Source organism: Rhizobium sp. BK112, from assembly GCF_014193215.1.
GTDB classification, from domain to species: Bacteria; Pseudomonadota; Alphaproteobacteria; order Rhizobiales; family Rhizobiaceae; genus Rhizobium; species Rhizobium anhuiense.
On sequence record NZ_JACHYZ010000019.1, the window covers coordinates 66,986 to 81,278 of the forward strand.

Below are 14,293 nucleotides of genomic sequence, written 5' to 3' on the forward strand. Positions count from 1 at the left end.
GTTGTGCGACTGAATTCCTGGCAATTCATATAAATGCAAGCGAGTTCACGAAGGCCGACTACGCGTCGCTGCGTTCCGTTCCGGCGACGTGCCTCAAGCAAGCTCGATCTGAGAGAATCCATATTAACTGGTTGGCCTACTTCTCGCGCAGATAGCCGGTTTTTGCGTAATTCCGCCAATCACGAACCCAATCCTTATCGGCACAGCTTGCCTTGTACAGGCTGCGTCCTCTCAGCAATGGCTGCTTGAGAACGCCGAGCTTATTGGAAGAAGTGAGATCATCGATCGTCTCATCGATTTTCCGGCGTTCGCTGACGGAAAGCACGTGACACTTGTCGTCAATATCTGCGGTGTGGAAGGCCAGGTTGAAAATCAATCCATATCGCGCGGTATCGTCGCAAGCATCCGCGCTTTGGCCTCCAAGGAACTGGCCTGGGGTGGACAGGAGCGTGATTGCCACAAGTACGGTGCTTAGCCCTTTAAGATGCTGCATTATTCTCTCTTGATAATGATGCAATCTGTGACGAGGTCGGCAACTTACCCCCGTCAGTGGGCGTGGCTCCCGGAAGCCTTGTCGCCCTTCTACGAAACCCGGCTCGAAAATCTCGTTGGAGGCATGTCGACGTTTTCCCGACCTTGCGAAACAAGGATGTGGATCAACGCGCCCGCGAAAACCAACAGGAACAACCAAAGCGCGGTCGTGAAGGTGATGAAGTGCGTCCCGATGCGGACGTAGAGATAATGTTGGGGAAACATGACAACGCTTAGTGGACTGATCAGCCTCAATCCGCCAATCCGCGCAAGCGTCACAAACAGTGGAATGCACAGGACGGCACCTATGATCGCAGATAGTGCCGCGCTCACCTGTGCCGTCTTCCAGCTCTTTCGCGGTGGTTCACTTCCGTTCTCGTCGGGGCCTCTCCAAAGCGAGAGGAACGTAACGAAGGCGAAGAAGATGATCAGCGTTATCGGCCATTGGAACGACAGGATTCCCAAGGAAACGCCGATTGCCCACAAATTCAGACCTGCCATCAGAGCGTCACGAGCGGCAAACAGCCAGAAAAGGGACGCGACAACCCACCAAGAACTCAATCCAGCGCGTCTGCAGCGAGCCGATATGACGGTTAGCATCGCGATGCCGTATATTAGACCGCCAAACATCCGGCCATACAAACCGAATACGAGCCCAACTGCTCCACAGGTATCCGGCGAACAGCGGATCGCGCGTGCGAGGGCAGCCAGCAGAAATGGGAAGCCAAGAATATATGCCGATCATCGCCATTGTGAGTATGCTGGTGTAGGTGGCAAACTGTCTGCGCGGCATGGGGGCGCTCTCCTATTGCACGCAAACATAACGCGAGTGAATTAAGCTATTGAAAAAGAGAAGGCTTCACATTTAAGGGACCGGTTGGGGTGCCGTTCACCACAACGGGTTACCAGCATGCACTTCGTCGATCTCAGGAAGTTTGGCATTCCATAGCGAAGCGACGGAGGTTTGAAATCTCCTCAAGTCGATAAGCTGCAAATCAGGATCGAGCCCGCCTCGCGGCTGGCCAAGATCACGAGGTCCTTTATCAGGCAACGAAGGAGGGCGTGTCCGAGCAGGCGGTCAAAGAGATAGTCAAGGACGTCGGCAACAGCCGGAGGAAGGTTGAAGACACATTGGATCGAAAGGGCTAAGCGTCACAGCTGCTACCTGCGGTCCGGCCGCTCTCGCTAGAGAGTATGCTGTCGCGGCTGTGACGTATGTGACTACCCGTCTGGGCGGTGGCAATCCATCAACGTAATGGGACGCCATCGACCCTGCTCCATCCGTGATCGAACAAGTTCTCTATAGGACACGGGGTCTTTCGGCCGCTTCCTCTTGTGGCGATTCCCGTTGCAATACCGACAGGCAGCTACGACGTTTTCCTTGGCATCGCGGCCCCCATCGCATCGAGCCTTCAGATGTTCTGCCGTGCACCGGTAGTGCAACGTTGCGCGGCCCGTCAGCCCAAACCGTGCGCTGAAGCTTTTCGGATCAGTCTCCCACATGGGTTGCTGACAGTAGTAGCATAGCCATCCTTGGCTCTCGGCGGCCTTGCTTCTCAGATATTGTGTTTGCTTCTTTGATTTCACGAGTCCCACGTCCTTTGCTTCATTGCTGAAGCGGACGTGCAGCGACAATAAGAGCCGCCCCTCAGTTGGGAGGATATTCCTCGCACAAGACGACGCCTAAAAGCGTCACTCCGCAGTCTTTAAACGGTACGAGCGCCTATATAGTGCGCAACGCTGACGGGTCTTAACCCCAGGCAAGCCCGATCGTCTTGCCTCCGCTCAACCTCAAGCTAAACGGGCTAGCCAGATTGTCAATATTGACCGGTCCAAGTAGCGCTATCTGAATCAGGCGAAAGCCTCTTGGAGGCGGACCATTTGGGCAGGGCACCGACATGACGAGATTCGGCCAACCTGCAACGTCAGGCACCGCGACCAGGCGCAACACTGTCAGCCTCAGAGACGTGTGAACACCGACATGACATGGTCTGAAAGAGCTTTGGACTCGCGGCCTTGTCGCGCACACGCGTCGCAACAGTATCGGAAGCGCTGAGCCTTGCTGTCTCTGCTGAAGACCCAGTTTAGGATCATTCGTCCGATCCCTTGCCGGGCCGGGACTTTCGGCCCCTCGAAATATTCGATGAGCCCAGTTCGCAGGCAACCCTTGGCATTGAGCAATACACTTAGGTCCTCAATCTGCGAGTACCGCTGCTGAAGCATCGACCGAGCAGTGACTTCATCGAGTTCGGAGGTGCCGGACGTCTTTTCGGCCATAAAGCGAAGGAGGCCAACATCGCGCCCGGCACGATTGCCTTCGGTGAAAATGATCGCGGCGGCCTGTCGGCCATCGCGTCCGGCTCTGCCGAACTCCTGAAGATAATCTTCCACCGACGACGGCTGCTGCCAGTGAATAACGAGGCGAACGCCCGGCACATCCAAGCCCATGCCGAAGGCGTTCGTGCAGATTATGTGGTCGATAACCGGTCGGCTTTCCCCTTGGAAGCGCTTTAGCAGTTCCTGGCGCTCCCATTCCGTTCCGAGTTTCGAGTGATAAAATTGAACTTCAAGGCCGCTGTTTCGCAGGTTGGATTGCAGTTCCTGACCGATACGAGCCGTCGGAACGAAGATCATGGCCTTCCGTCCCGCGATAAACGGCATGCGTAGTAACTTCGCGATCTCCAGATGACGGGAGGAAGCGGCGCAACGCCACCGGATCAGTGCGATGTTCGGCCGGTCAACGCCGCGAACGAACACCGTCGCATCCTCGATCCCCAAGGATGCCAAGATGCGTTTCTGCATCGCCAATCCGGCAGTCGCGGTGAAAGCCAAGATCGGCGGCGAACTCAAGCTCTGGCGCACCTCCCGCAAACGTCCGTATTCGGGGCGAAAATCGCGGCCCCATTGATCGACGCAATGAGCCTCGTCGACGACCATATATTCTGGCTTGCTCTGGGTCAGGGCGTCTCGCTCCTCTTGTCGCCGAACGAAGAAGCGCTCTGGCGCGAGATAGAGGAACTTCACGGCGTGCTCCTCGACCATGGAGTATCGGATTTCCTTCTCTTCGCGACTGAGGCCGCTGTTCACGAAGGTTGCCGGTATCTTCTTGCGGAGCAACCCGGAGACCTGATCGGCCATCAACGTTTTCAGGGGGCTGACGACAATGGTCATTCCCTTTCGCAGCATGGCGGGTAGCTGGAAACAGAGAGACTTGCCGGACCCCGTCGGGCTGACAACGAGAATGGATTTGCCGGTGAGCGCAGCCAAAACGATTGGTAGCTGACCGTCGCGAAAATGGGATGCGCCAAAGAGCCGGAGGATGGGACCAAAGTTCATGGTGGACTCAAGGTCTCGCGCCTCTTTGTCTAGCCACCGAGCCAAGCGCATAGCCCAGCGTTCGATTACTCGCCGCGCAAGGGTTCCTGCCAGGTTCGGGTGATGGGCGGCGTGGCAGCCATCGCAGAGGGTTACGAGATTTGAGGGTTCATCAGACCCGCCCATGGATCGCGGCAATAGATGATGTACGTCGGCGTCGGCGGAAGACGCCTTCGTTGAACACGATACGCATCTAAATCCATCACGTTGCAGGACAAAGCGGCGCGTTTGCTTCCAGTCTTCTGTCAGGCTCTGGTTGGTGGCTTCCTTCATTGGGCGGAGAATGGGGGAAAGTCGCTGAGAAAGCGTAACCAAGAGCAACCTGCTACACGGCGCCGCTCGCGAATGAATGTGACCCAGCACATCTCAACGCCGCAAATAGCTCTTCGAGCCGTCGTCGAAGACCAAGGCCCCTTTCGGCGGAGGTTAGTAGACCTCGAGGAGGAATGGGCTGACGATGGAACCCAGAGGAGACCACCAACGCGGTCGCGATCGAGGAGACAGACATCGTTGACACGCAAGCCGAGGAAAATGGATAAAGCTGAGCTGTATCGACGGTTTCAAGAGATCAAGACTGGAATAAATGGATGCCGGAAGCAGTGCGGATGTTCGCACAATTCCGATGACTTATTGACATAGTCGAGAGAGATATTGTGCAAAGTGCTTCACAACCACAGACGTCACTTCGACGAAATAACAACCTTCCCTACAATGGCGCCAACAACACTGTTCATAAGGTCTTGGATTGCAGCTTAAACCCAAAAAAAGTCCGCGACGGGACTCGACTTTACGAAGAAATTTGCAATTACTGTTTGTAAAGAAATGGGGCGCTGTCAAAGTCCAGTCCATTGGGCTTGTGATGGCTTGGGGATTGCTGGGGTTAATTTGAAATTCGTTTATATTTTGCGGCGCTGTCTCGCCAAGACTTCAATGCCAGCCACTGAGGCACTTTCCAGAAAACAACAAGCCCGGGGGGATGCACGTGAAACTTCTCCGTATATCCTGCGCCCGCTGAATCGAAAGGTCAGATCCTTTCTAGATCTTCGTTGGGCTAGCTTCAGCTATTTGCCGGTAAGCGCGAAAAATCGCTGCCTCGATCGGGCACAACCCAAACATTAGTCTACCTCAACCCAAATGAATTTCACCTCGAATGGGGCTAAAAGCATTGCTGCGCAGTAAGCGTGGGCTGCGCTTTTGAGGACTTTAAAATGCAAGAGAAATTATAGGCATTGTCGCAATGCATCGCGAGTATAACATTTCGCGTTTGTTTGTAACATTTTAACAAACTGAGGGAAGAACCGGTTCGATGTTATTCGGCAGGAAGAAACGTGGACATACATGCATGCGGTGTGGCAACGGCAAGAAGATTGATGGCGACGAGCTGATTTGCTCGTCTTGCATCGATGAGATTAACCTTCGGTCTGTGTCTAGCGTCAAGGCCCAGGAATCAGATGGCGAAAAGCTTGAGGCCGAGTACCAATTGGCAGTAGAGCGTCGGCATGGATAGTAAACTTAGGGATCAGATTGTCTGAATTTCCTGCTTCATCTGTCGTGTGGATCAACTGTATTTTCCGGCCCTTCGTCTGCGGATGCCGGCCATTGTCGGCACCTGTGATCCCCCGCTCCCTCCAAATAGAACTAGTCGAGAATTTAGGTATTGCGGCGCACTGCGTCGTCCATAAACGCAACAGCGGGCGACGCAGCCCAGGGCGCTCCGACATACGGTCGTGGAGCGCCCTGTTGATTCTCACGGAGAACTGATCAGGCATCCGACCGCTCAGCCCGGTCTTCCGCCTGTCGACCACAAGCCGGCTCTCCACCTTGGCACTTCGAGAATGAAGCCGGAGGTTGTCGGCATGTTCCGTGGAGATCTTTCACGCAAAAGGTTATCGTTGATGCTTCCTACTAATATAACCTTCAGCGCTTCCTTCATGCGGGAGCCGATCAGTTATAGTGAACACAAATTCCTCGGGGGTCCGATGGCCTCGACGTTTCTGTCATCACATGTTAGCCATTCCCTCATGAAGGCTTGGGGGGTGATTCATGAAATTCTTCACATCGGCATGGGCATACTTATTCGCGTTCTTTTCCGGTGTTCGCTGGAACCGGCGCGAAGCTGGGAAATCGCCCGATGATTTTCTGATCTGGTAAGCCGGGAACCGCTAGTCGGTAGCCGCGTGAATTAAGGTTAAATTGTCAACGCTGCGTTATTAATTTGACGTTAAACTGATGTCTAGTTACTTCCGATCCAATAGAGCGCAACGGTCGGAGAGAAATGATGAGCGACTCGACAAGTCGATTCATTCAGATGTGGCGGGGCATTGCTGTCGCCTTAGTGGTTCTTTACCACTTTCTAAGCAGGGTGCCGCCCGAAGCCTTCGGCTCAGCCGAGGCGCCGATTCTCCAGCTGCAAATAGGCAAGGTTGGCGTCTTGATATTCTTTGTCATATCGGGATATCTGATCACTAAGTCGCTCGCGAAAACAACTGACATCGCCGCATTCTATGCTAAGCGTATCGCTCGTATCTGGCCACTTTTTATTGTCGCTGCAATCACGGTCTTCGTCTTCATCCATTTCGCGCAGCCGCCGGTCGTTCTGGGGTCGCATAGTTTTTTCGAAAAGCAGCCAACGGCTTTTGACTTGATTGGCAATTTATTCTTTCTGGAAGACCTCGGCTTTACATGGGTTGACGGAGCCTACTGGTCGATCGTGGTTGAACTCAAGTTCTACCTGTTCATTGGGCTATTCGCGGTTGCCTTCAAGGAGCGGTTCATCCAAGTGTTTTGCTTGGTGGCCCTCTCCGTGTCTTCCATAGATTTGCTCATTCTGCTGGTTGATCGAACTCCCGGCATACCGTTGGACTTCGACAGCTCGAACCATCTACGAGTTCTGAGCAAGGTAATGCATGGAATATTCATCTCTCAGTATCTCCCCTTTTTCGCTTTAGGAGTAGCCATGGCGGGACGGATGCAAGATGGTGTGTTCAATGCCTTGCTTGCTCTGGCCGTCGCATTCTCAGTCATGGCGATCAATGATGATGCATTCGTATTCGACCAGAATGTGCAATTCTTGTTCATCCTGGCGGCGACCCTCTTGGCTGATAAGCTTGTCTTCCAAAGCGCGGTCATAGTTTGGATCGGTGACTACAGCTATTCCATTTACCTGTTTCACCAGGTGGTGGGCCTTTCGCTCATCAAGCTTTTCACGCCAATCATCGGCATCGACCTAGCCATAACCGTTAGTCTGGCTTTGGTTATAGCTATTGCATGGATTGCTTCGAACCTCTTCGAATTGCGATACCGCCATTTCGTAGCTGCACAGCTCTATCGCGTCTTCTCAATGGTCGGGCTCAATAGGTTGACCTTCAATTTCCAGAATGAAATGCCGTTCGTCCGGGACGTGCTTTCGCGGAAGGCGTAATGATGTGGCACCTCAATCGGGAATATTTAGAGTCGGCAATCCTTACCCGTATCGAATGCTTTTAAAGCGCTCGTCCAAAGGGAAATCTTTTTAGTTCGTGACAGATATTCTCGCACGGCGAGTTGTCGGCCACAGTGACAAGGTGCCGTCGAGTGTTCGATTAGTAAGTCTAAGCGGACGCAGGCCCTTTGCATTGTCGGCCAATCTCCCTAGTAAAGTTCATACTGTTTCGTCGAGTTGATTTCGATGTCTTCTTGCTTTCAGCAAGTGCAGACGGAGCAGCGGAGCGCCTCAAAGCCAATATATATACAATCCACCCAAAAGTGGACTTTGACGTTAACTCCGAATTAAGCAAATAGCTCACGGTGCTGTGGTCGATTATCGGTAGCGGCGAATTTATTACAGTGACTCAATCAGCGGTTGGAGGTATTGCAAATATAAAATCTTTGCTGAAATATTTACCTTGTCTATTTAGGTTAACCACTGATTAAATGGATTGCTATTTCAAACAATGTTAGTAGCGTCCCACGTGATGGAAGTTAAATCCTGAGATGTGGATTTAGCTGCCTCAAAAAATATGAGTAACACAAGTTAGCAGGGAGTACCAAAGTGACTACAATTAATCTTCTACCGGGCCAGGACAGCGATTTTTCTGATCAGGCGGGCCCCGTTAATGTTTACGGCACAGACGGTGACGATCACATTGTCGGTACTGACGCCAATGACAATCTGCGCGGCGGGATCGGGAACGACACCTTGGTCGGCGGCGCTGGCGACGATTTCCTCGATGGTGGCGAGGGTAACGATAAGATGTACGGTGGCGTGGGTAACGACACATATGTCGTGCAAAGCGCTCAGGACGTCGTGGTGGAACTCGCGGGCGAGGGTATCGACCACGTGAAGGCATACATCAGCTATACCCTGCGCCCTAACGTCGAAAATCTGACGCTGGTGGGCGAAGATAACATTAACGGCTCTGGCAATGAGCTCAACAACGTTATCAAGGGCAACAGCGGAAACAACACGCTGTTCGGCGGCGACGGCGACGACAGCTTAGCTGGTCTGGCGGGCAACGATATCATCCGTGGTGGCAACGGCAATGACTTCCAGGATGGCGGCGCCGGTGTCGACTTGGTATCGTACAAAGACGCGATCAATGGAGTGACGGTCGATCTTTCGATAAGCACCAAGGCGCAGGACACAATCGGCGCTGGCCGTGACACGCTGAAAAACTTCGAGAATCTTGAAGGCTCAATTTTTGCGGACAAGCTGTCTGGCGATGCTGGGGACAACAAGATCGCGGGCTTGGACGGCAACGATGTGATCCGCGGCGGTGCTGGCAACGATGATATCACCGGTGGAGCAGGGGCAGATACTATCGTGTTTGAGGCTGCGGGAACTGCGAACGGCATCGACCGAATCCGCGATTTCCAATCCGCCGCTGACTCGCTGCAATTCAATAAGACTGATTACGACGTCAACGCGCTGTTCACGTCGAGTGATAAAAGTGAAGCGGAAGGTGCTGGCGCACAATTCGTCTTTAACACGAAAACCTTTGCACTTTACTACGATGCAGATGGAGAGGGCGGAAACGCCGCGATCCATCTCGCAGATTTCACCCCAGTGACCGTGCACGCAGAAGATATCCACATCGTCTGATGGTTGGTACTGAACGCGCCGCTAACGAGCGGCGCGTTCTATCAAGTAATTAAATAATGTAGTTCTTCTTTAACGCCAAAACCACCTTTGCACTTTACTAGGATGCCAATGGAGAGGGGCCGAAACGCCACAATCCATCTCGCAGATTTCACCCCAGTGACCGTGCACGCAGAAGATATCCACATCGTCTGATGGCTGGTATTGAGCGCGCCGCTAACGAGCGGCGCGTCGGAGCAAAAATAACTTAATTAATCTGGCAGGCCACATCCTGATGCTATCAGTCCTAATTTGTACCACCGGTGGGGGCGACCTGAAGCAGGTTGTTGACATATTTCGGCGAGAGACCGATGTGCCACTGGAGATCGTCATCGTAGTCGACAACCCGAAGGCGGACGTTGCCTACTTCCATGAACTGGCCGCCTCGGACGAGCGGTTGAAGGTACATGTCAATGCTTCAAACCAAGGCTTGACAAAAAGCTTGAATGTCGGTCTTCGCCTAGCGAGCGGGGATGTGATTGTTCGAAACGACGACGATGACATTCCAACCGAGCAAAGACTTGCCAGAATCTATGCGCATTTCAAGGCAACCTCCGCTGATTTCGTATACTCATTTGCCGAAGGCAAATCTGAAAGCAACAGCTCGACCTGGTCGATCAAAGGTCCGATCGAGGGCGACCAGATCGTGGCCGCGCTCAGAAAAAGAAACTTCATTGTAGCGTCAACAGTTGCCTATCGCCGGAGCCGAGTGGTCGACATTGGCGGCTATTGCGAACCTTTCAGATACGCTCAGGACTACGAACTCTATCTTCGCTCCGCCCGCCATGGGCTAACGTTCTCCTGCATCCCGGAGCAACTCATCCAGCGTCGGTACTCGCCAGACTCTATCACCGTGGCGAAGCGGAAAAAGCAGGCATTATTTTCATTCGCGGCACGATTGATGGACATTTCGGAAAGCGGTTCCCTCTTGGACGCAGCCCTGACCATCATGAAATACTCAGTAATTCTTTTAACCCCAAATTCTTTAAGACGCCTTCGAAGGACAATCGGTCGTGGTAAGTAGAAAAAAGATGCTTGTAGTCGGTGCTCGCGGGATCACAGGACACGAAGGAGGAGTCGAGAAGTTTGCGGAGGAATTCTGCAAGCGAGCATCAGAGATTATCGACGTAGAGGCTACCTGCCTAAAACACGACGATCGTGCCCACTCGTCGGTAAGGGTTCACGTAACCGGCACATTTGGTTTCGGAAAGACCGATAAAATACTATATTATATGAAGGCAGCTTGGCTGTGCCTGACTGGTCGTTATGACTACGTCTTTTTGCTTGGCATAAATTCAGCGGCGCTTGGCTTGCTTGCTCGCCTTAATCCCCGTCGACGCCCGCTGGTTGCGGTGCGGAGCGGTTCCATAGATTACCATCTCCCAAAATGGGGCAGGTTAGCAAAGCTTTACTTCCGTTTTTCGGAAACAACCATGCGATTTGCTGATCACGTTATCGCGGTCTCGCCCAGTATTCAACGGCACCTTGGTAGAAAAGCGATAGCTGCTACCGTCGTCCGGAATGGCATTACTAGAGACAGGGTTGAGCTTGAAACTCAGCGGATTGGCGCTCTGGCTGTTGGTCGTATAACTAGCCAGAAGAACTATTCGGTGCTGGTCGAGGCTGCTAGCGTCTTGGGCTCAACACCGGTCACGATCGTCGGTGGGCCCGATAAGACAAATGAATTCGACGTTTTGTCTTCGGACATCGTACGCCGCGGGTTAGTAAACCTCAGGATGGAAGGTGCTCTCGACCGGAAGGAGGTCTATGACCGACTTCGCCAAGCCGCGGTTTTTATTAACTGCTCGATACACGAGGGTATGTCCAATTCGGTCCTCGAAGCAATACAATGCGGTGCGCCCATCCTGCTCTCGGACATTGACGCCAACCGCGACCTCCAGTTGCCAGATGTTCACTACTTCGATCCCCAAAATGGCACTCAGCTCGCTGACTTAATCAAGAAAGCCCTGCTTGAGCCCGAATCGTTCACGGTAAATCGGAGCCTATTTCCGGACTGGGATGAAGTCGTTGAAACAATATTGACCAAGATCGGTGTATCCAATGACAATGATATTCCTCGCTTCCGCAATTCCGACTCAACTGAAGTAGCGACCGCTTAATATTAGTCCGGAAGCGCCAAGTCCAAGAAGTGCAGGCAAAATGAGTCACACTCGACCCTTCCCCCCGCGTGTTTTTACCCCCGCCGTTGTCATGGCAGTGGTTCTGACAAGCTGCGTAAACCTTCTAGCGCTTATAGGTCCAGTCTTCATGATTGAGGTCTACGACAGGGTGATACCAAGTAAGAACATGCCAACGCTCGTGGCGCTGGGTGTTCTCGCTGCATTTCTCTATCTCTTCTCAGGTGTCTTGGACGTACTACGCGGCCGCATTATGGCTCGTGTTGCCGGCATCTTGGACATTGACTTAGCATCCTCTGTCTTCCGCATCATTGCTACGATGCCTCGTGTTGCAGCTGCACGGCAGAGTGCAACGAGACCGGCTGCGGATTTGGATCAGATAAGGCAGTTCCTATCTGGAAGCGGTCTCCTATCTTTGTTTGACCTTCCGTGGGCGCTTCTCTATCTTTTTGTATGTTTTCTTCTCCATCCGTATATTGGGATTGTTGCTGCTTCAGCACTTCTGATCCTGGTCGTGCTGACGGCAATAACTCATTTTGCCACGAAGCGAGAAGCACGAAACCTCAGCACAACACTCGCTGCCCGAGGTCGGATCGAGGAAGAGGTTCATAGAAATGTTGAAGCCATTACGTCGATGGGGCTGTTCGATCGCGCGTATGAGCGATGGTTCGACTTTCATCAGGCGCATGCGAAATCGGGTCGCAAGATAAATGATCTTGCAGGTATGGCTGCGAGTGCATCCAAGACGTTCAGATATGCCGTCCAGTCAGGTGTTCTCGCGCTCGGAGCATTTCTTGTCGTTGATGGCCAGTTGACTGGCGGGATGATCTTAGCGTCCTCAGTAATTGTGTCCCGCGCACTCGCACCAGTGGAGCAGGTTATCGGCCAATGGAAGTCTTTGATCGGTGCGATGCAAGCCTGGCGACGGCTCAGTGAGAGTTCCATGCTAGCAACGATCACCGAACATAAAACGAATCTGGCCGCTCCGCAGCTGAACTTGCAGGTTCGAAACGTTGCGATCGTGCCACCAGGCACGCAAAAGTTAGCTGTTAAAAACGCCTCGTTCGCGCTTGAGGCGGGAAGCATACTCGGTGTCATCGGTCCTAGCGGTTCAGGTAAGTCTTGTCTGGTGCGAGCGATTGCCGGGATCTGGTCGCCGGTAAGGGGAGAGGTCAGACTTGATGGCGCAACCTTAAACCAATGGACGGACACTGCGCGCGGCTCGCACATCGGATATCTTCCTCAGACAGTAGAGCTCTTTGAGGGGACCGTAGCGGAGAACATCAGCCGTTTCGCTAAGAATGCGAACGACGATGATATATTGGATGCAGCCCATGCGGCGGGCGCACACGAAATGATTGTTCACTTCGAGGATGGATATCAGACCGCGGTCGGAGAGGGTGGCAAAAACCTATCGGCCGGTCAACGGCAGCGTATTGCCCTCGCAAGGGCGCTTTTCAAGAAGCCATTCTTGGTAGTGCTGGACGAGCCGAATTCAAATCTGGATGTCGATGGAGAGCGTGCGCTCGCTAACGCTCTGCTCCGAGTGAAGGACAGAAATGGTATTGTTATTGTTGTCGCGCATCGCTCCGACATTATGAACATCGTCGATCATGTCCTCATGCTGCGAAACGGGGACGTCGCAATGTACGGGAAGCGGGATGCCATCATCAATCGTATATCTGAGGGTCCCCGGGCGTTGCCGGCGACAACGCTGAAGGTCGTTGATGGAGATCTGGGAGCATGAACGGAGAGACGCGAAACGGACTGCGAAAATCTCTGCGCATTCATATGCTGTTTGGCGTATCTGCGGTGATCTCGATATTTGGCGGTTTTGCCGTGTGGGCAGGGAATACGACACTCGCAACCGCAGTAGTCGCACCTGGAACGCTCGTTGTTGACGGAAACATCAAGCCGGTCCAACACCCTAGTGGGGGGATAGTAACTGAAATCCTCGTGCGCGAAGGCCAAGTCGTGCGTAGCGACGAAGTGCTAATCAGGTTGGACGCCACTGCTGCTAAGATGAACTATGAGATCTTGAAGGCCGCAATTAATCAGCTCTACGCAAGGAAGGCTAGGCTTTTTGCTGAAGCGATGGGACTGCAAGATATTATCGTCCCGTCGGAGCTAGCTCTCCGAATTGCGCCCGATAAGATTGACGGCGTGATGGAATCGGAGCGTCGCATCTTTCAGAGCCGCCGGGACGCGCGAGAGGGACAGCGTCAGCAACTCGGTGAACAGATCACCCAGTACCAAGAGCAGATCAAAGGCCTAGAAACTCAACAAGCCGCTAAGGCTCAAGAGATCCGTTTGATCGATAAAGAATTGGAAGGGACACGTCGTCTTTACAACCAGGGCCTCGTTTCACTCAACAGATTGAATAGCCTTGATCGAAGCGAAGCGCGCATTCAGGGCGAGAACGGGCAACTGGTTGCCTCTGCAGCGAGTGCGAAAGCTCGGATTTCGGAAATAAAGATCCAGCTATTGCAGATCGATCAGGACCTAAGATTGCAGGTTGAAACAGAGCAGAGAGACGTCCAGAGCCGCCTCGATGAACTGACTGAAAAAGAAGTAACGGCCCGCGACCAACTGAATCGTGTTGAAATACGCGCGCCAACAGCGGGCACTATTCACGATCTCAATATCCACAGTGTTGGCGCTGTTGTCACGCCAGCCGAAACGCTTCTTCAGATAGTTCCATCTCAAAGTGAACTGGTGGTGAGCGTGAGGCTTGCTCCGTCGATGATCGATCAGGTGGCCGTTGGTCAGTCAGCGTTCCTAAAATTTAGTGCGTTTGATCGAAACACAACACCTGATTTGACCGGACAGGTCCTAAGAGTATCGGCGGATCTCGAGATGGATGCCAAAACGAATACTGCGTTTTACAAATGCGACATTGCCATCCCCGCTGATGAGGTCGCAAAGCTGAAGGAATTGAAACTCCTTCCCGGCATGCCTGTGGAATCGTTCATTAGAGGGAACGATCGATCCGTCGCAAGTTACTTCACAAAGCCAATACGCGATCATATGGCGCGTGTATTTGTTGAAAGATAGCCAAATCGGATTGTCCCGTTATAGATTATTCCTCCGGGTATGCTTAGTGTCGGCATAACCCGAGGTAAATTTGCCGCAC

The 14,293-nt window shown here is 52.9% G+C and carries 10 protein-coding genes and 1 pseudogene; 7 read left to right on the forward strand and 4 right to left on the reverse strand.

Features of this window, described 5'->3' with window-relative positions:
* Nucleotides 1-136: 136 nt before the first annotated feature.
* Nucleotides 137-493, reverse strand: coding sequence for a hypothetical protein (locus FHT75_RS32595; protein ID WP_183845731.1), 357 nt, complete (start codon nt 491-493; stop codon nt 137-139).
* Between the two features lie 89 nt (nt 494-582).
* Complete coding sequence (locus tag FHT75_RS32600; RefSeq protein ID WP_143541155.1) at nt 583-1,032, reverse strand: hypothetical protein; 450 nt, start codon at nt 1,030-1,032, stop codon at nt 583-585.
* A 501-nt stretch (nt 1,033-1,533) separates the two neighbouring features.
* Here FHT75_RS32600 and FHT75_RS32605 point away from each other — a divergent pair.
* Nucleotides 1,534-1,680 (forward strand): annotated as a pseudogene (locus tag FHT75_RS32605) (DUF3606 domain-containing protein); the annotation flags it as partial.
* A 72-nt stretch (nt 1,681-1,752) separates the two neighbouring features.
* Here the strand turns inward: FHT75_RS32605 and FHT75_RS36560 are convergent.
* Nucleotides 1,753-2,034: an HNH endonuclease gene (locus tag FHT75_RS36560; protein WP_409527380.1), complete on the reverse strand. Its 282-nt coding sequence runs from the start codon at nt 2,032-2,034 to the stop codon at nt 1,753-1,755.
* A 456-nt stretch (nt 2,035-2,490) separates the two neighbouring features.
* Complete coding sequence (locus FHT75_RS32615; RefSeq protein ID WP_097623570.1) at nt 2,491-4,179, reverse strand: RecQ family ATP-dependent DNA helicase; 1,689 nt, start codon at nt 4,177-4,179, stop codon at nt 2,491-2,493.
* Nucleotides 4,180-6,184: 2,005 nt separating this feature from the next.
* Between FHT75_RS32615 and FHT75_RS32620 the strand changes: the two genes are divergently transcribed.
* From FHT75_RS32620 to FHT75_RS32645, 6 genes are all read left to right on the forward strand, one after another.
* A complete protein-coding gene (locus tag FHT75_RS32620; RefSeq protein WP_245445236.1) occupies nt 6,185-7,327 on the forward strand; it encodes an acyltransferase family protein in 1,143 nt (380 codons plus the stop codon).
* Between the two features lie 609 nt (nt 7,328-7,936).
* Entirely contained in the window at nt 7,937-8,986 is a 1,050-nt protein-coding gene (locus FHT75_RS32625) for a calcium-binding protein (protein ID WP_097623553.1), read from the forward strand.
* A gap of 271 nt (nt 8,987-9,257) precedes the next feature.
* Nucleotides 9,258-10,046: a glycosyltransferase gene (locus tag FHT75_RS32630; RefSeq protein WP_097623571.1), complete on the forward strand. Its 789-nt coding sequence runs from the start codon at nt 9,258-9,260 to the stop codon at nt 10,044-10,046.
* Nucleotides 10,036-11,142: a glycosyltransferase family 4 protein gene (locus tag FHT75_RS32635; RefSeq protein WP_097623554.1), complete on the forward strand. Its 1,107-nt coding sequence runs from the start codon at nt 10,036-10,038 to the stop codon at nt 11,140-11,142. The genes FHT75_RS32630 and FHT75_RS32635 overlap by 11 nt, the downstream gene beginning before the upstream one ends.
* Before the next feature lie 91 nt (nt 11,143-11,233).
* The gene (locus FHT75_RS32640) at nt 11,234-12,907 is read left to right on the forward strand and encodes a type I secretion system permease/ATPase (protein ID WP_245445237.1); all 1,674 of its coding nucleotides are present in this window, start codon (nt 11,234-11,236) and stop codon (nt 12,905-12,907) included.
* Nucleotides 12,904-14,214 (forward strand): HlyD family type I secretion periplasmic adaptor subunit, encoded by a 1,311-nt coding sequence (locus FHT75_RS32645; RefSeq protein ID WP_097623556.1) that lies wholly within the window; start codon nt 12,904-12,906, stop codon nt 14,212-14,214. The genes FHT75_RS32640 and FHT75_RS32645 overlap by 4 nt, the downstream gene beginning before the upstream one ends.
* The last annotated feature ends 79 nt before the right edge of the window (nt 14,215-14,293 follow it).

Excerpts from the sequence above, each read along its gene's own strand:
- FHT75_RS32595 (WP_183845731.1), bottom strand. The coding sequence starts at position 493 with ATGCAGCATCTTAAAGGGCTAAGCACCGTACTTGTGGCAATCACGCTC.
- FHT75_RS32600 (WP_143541155.1), bottom strand. The coding sequence starts at position 1,032 with ATGGCAGGTCTGAATTTGTGGGCAATCGGCGTTTCCTTGGGAATCCTG.
- FHT75_RS36560 (WP_409527380.1), bottom strand. The coding sequence starts at position 2,034 with ATGTGGGAGACTGATCCGAAAAGCTTCAGCGCACGGTTTGGGCTGACG.
- FHT75_RS32615 (WP_097623570.1), bottom strand. The coding sequence starts at position 4,179 with ATGAAGGAAGCCACCAACCAGAGCCTGACAGAAGACTGGAAGCAAACG.
- FHT75_RS32620 (WP_245445236.1), top strand. The coding sequence starts at position 6,185 with ATGAGCGACTCGACAAGTCGATTCATTCAGATGTGGCGGGGCATTGCT.
- FHT75_RS32630 (WP_097623571.1), top strand. The coding sequence starts at position 9,258 with ATGCTATCAGTCCTAATTTGTACCACCGGTGGGGGCGACCTGAAGCAG.
- FHT75_RS32640 (WP_245445237.1), top strand. The coding sequence starts at position 11,234 with ATGGCAGTGGTTCTGACAAGCTGCGTAAACCTTCTAGCGCTTATAGGT.
- FHT75_RS32645 (WP_097623556.1), top strand. The coding sequence starts at position 12,904 with ATGAACGGAGAGACGCGAAACGGACTGCGAAAATCTCTGCGCATTCAT.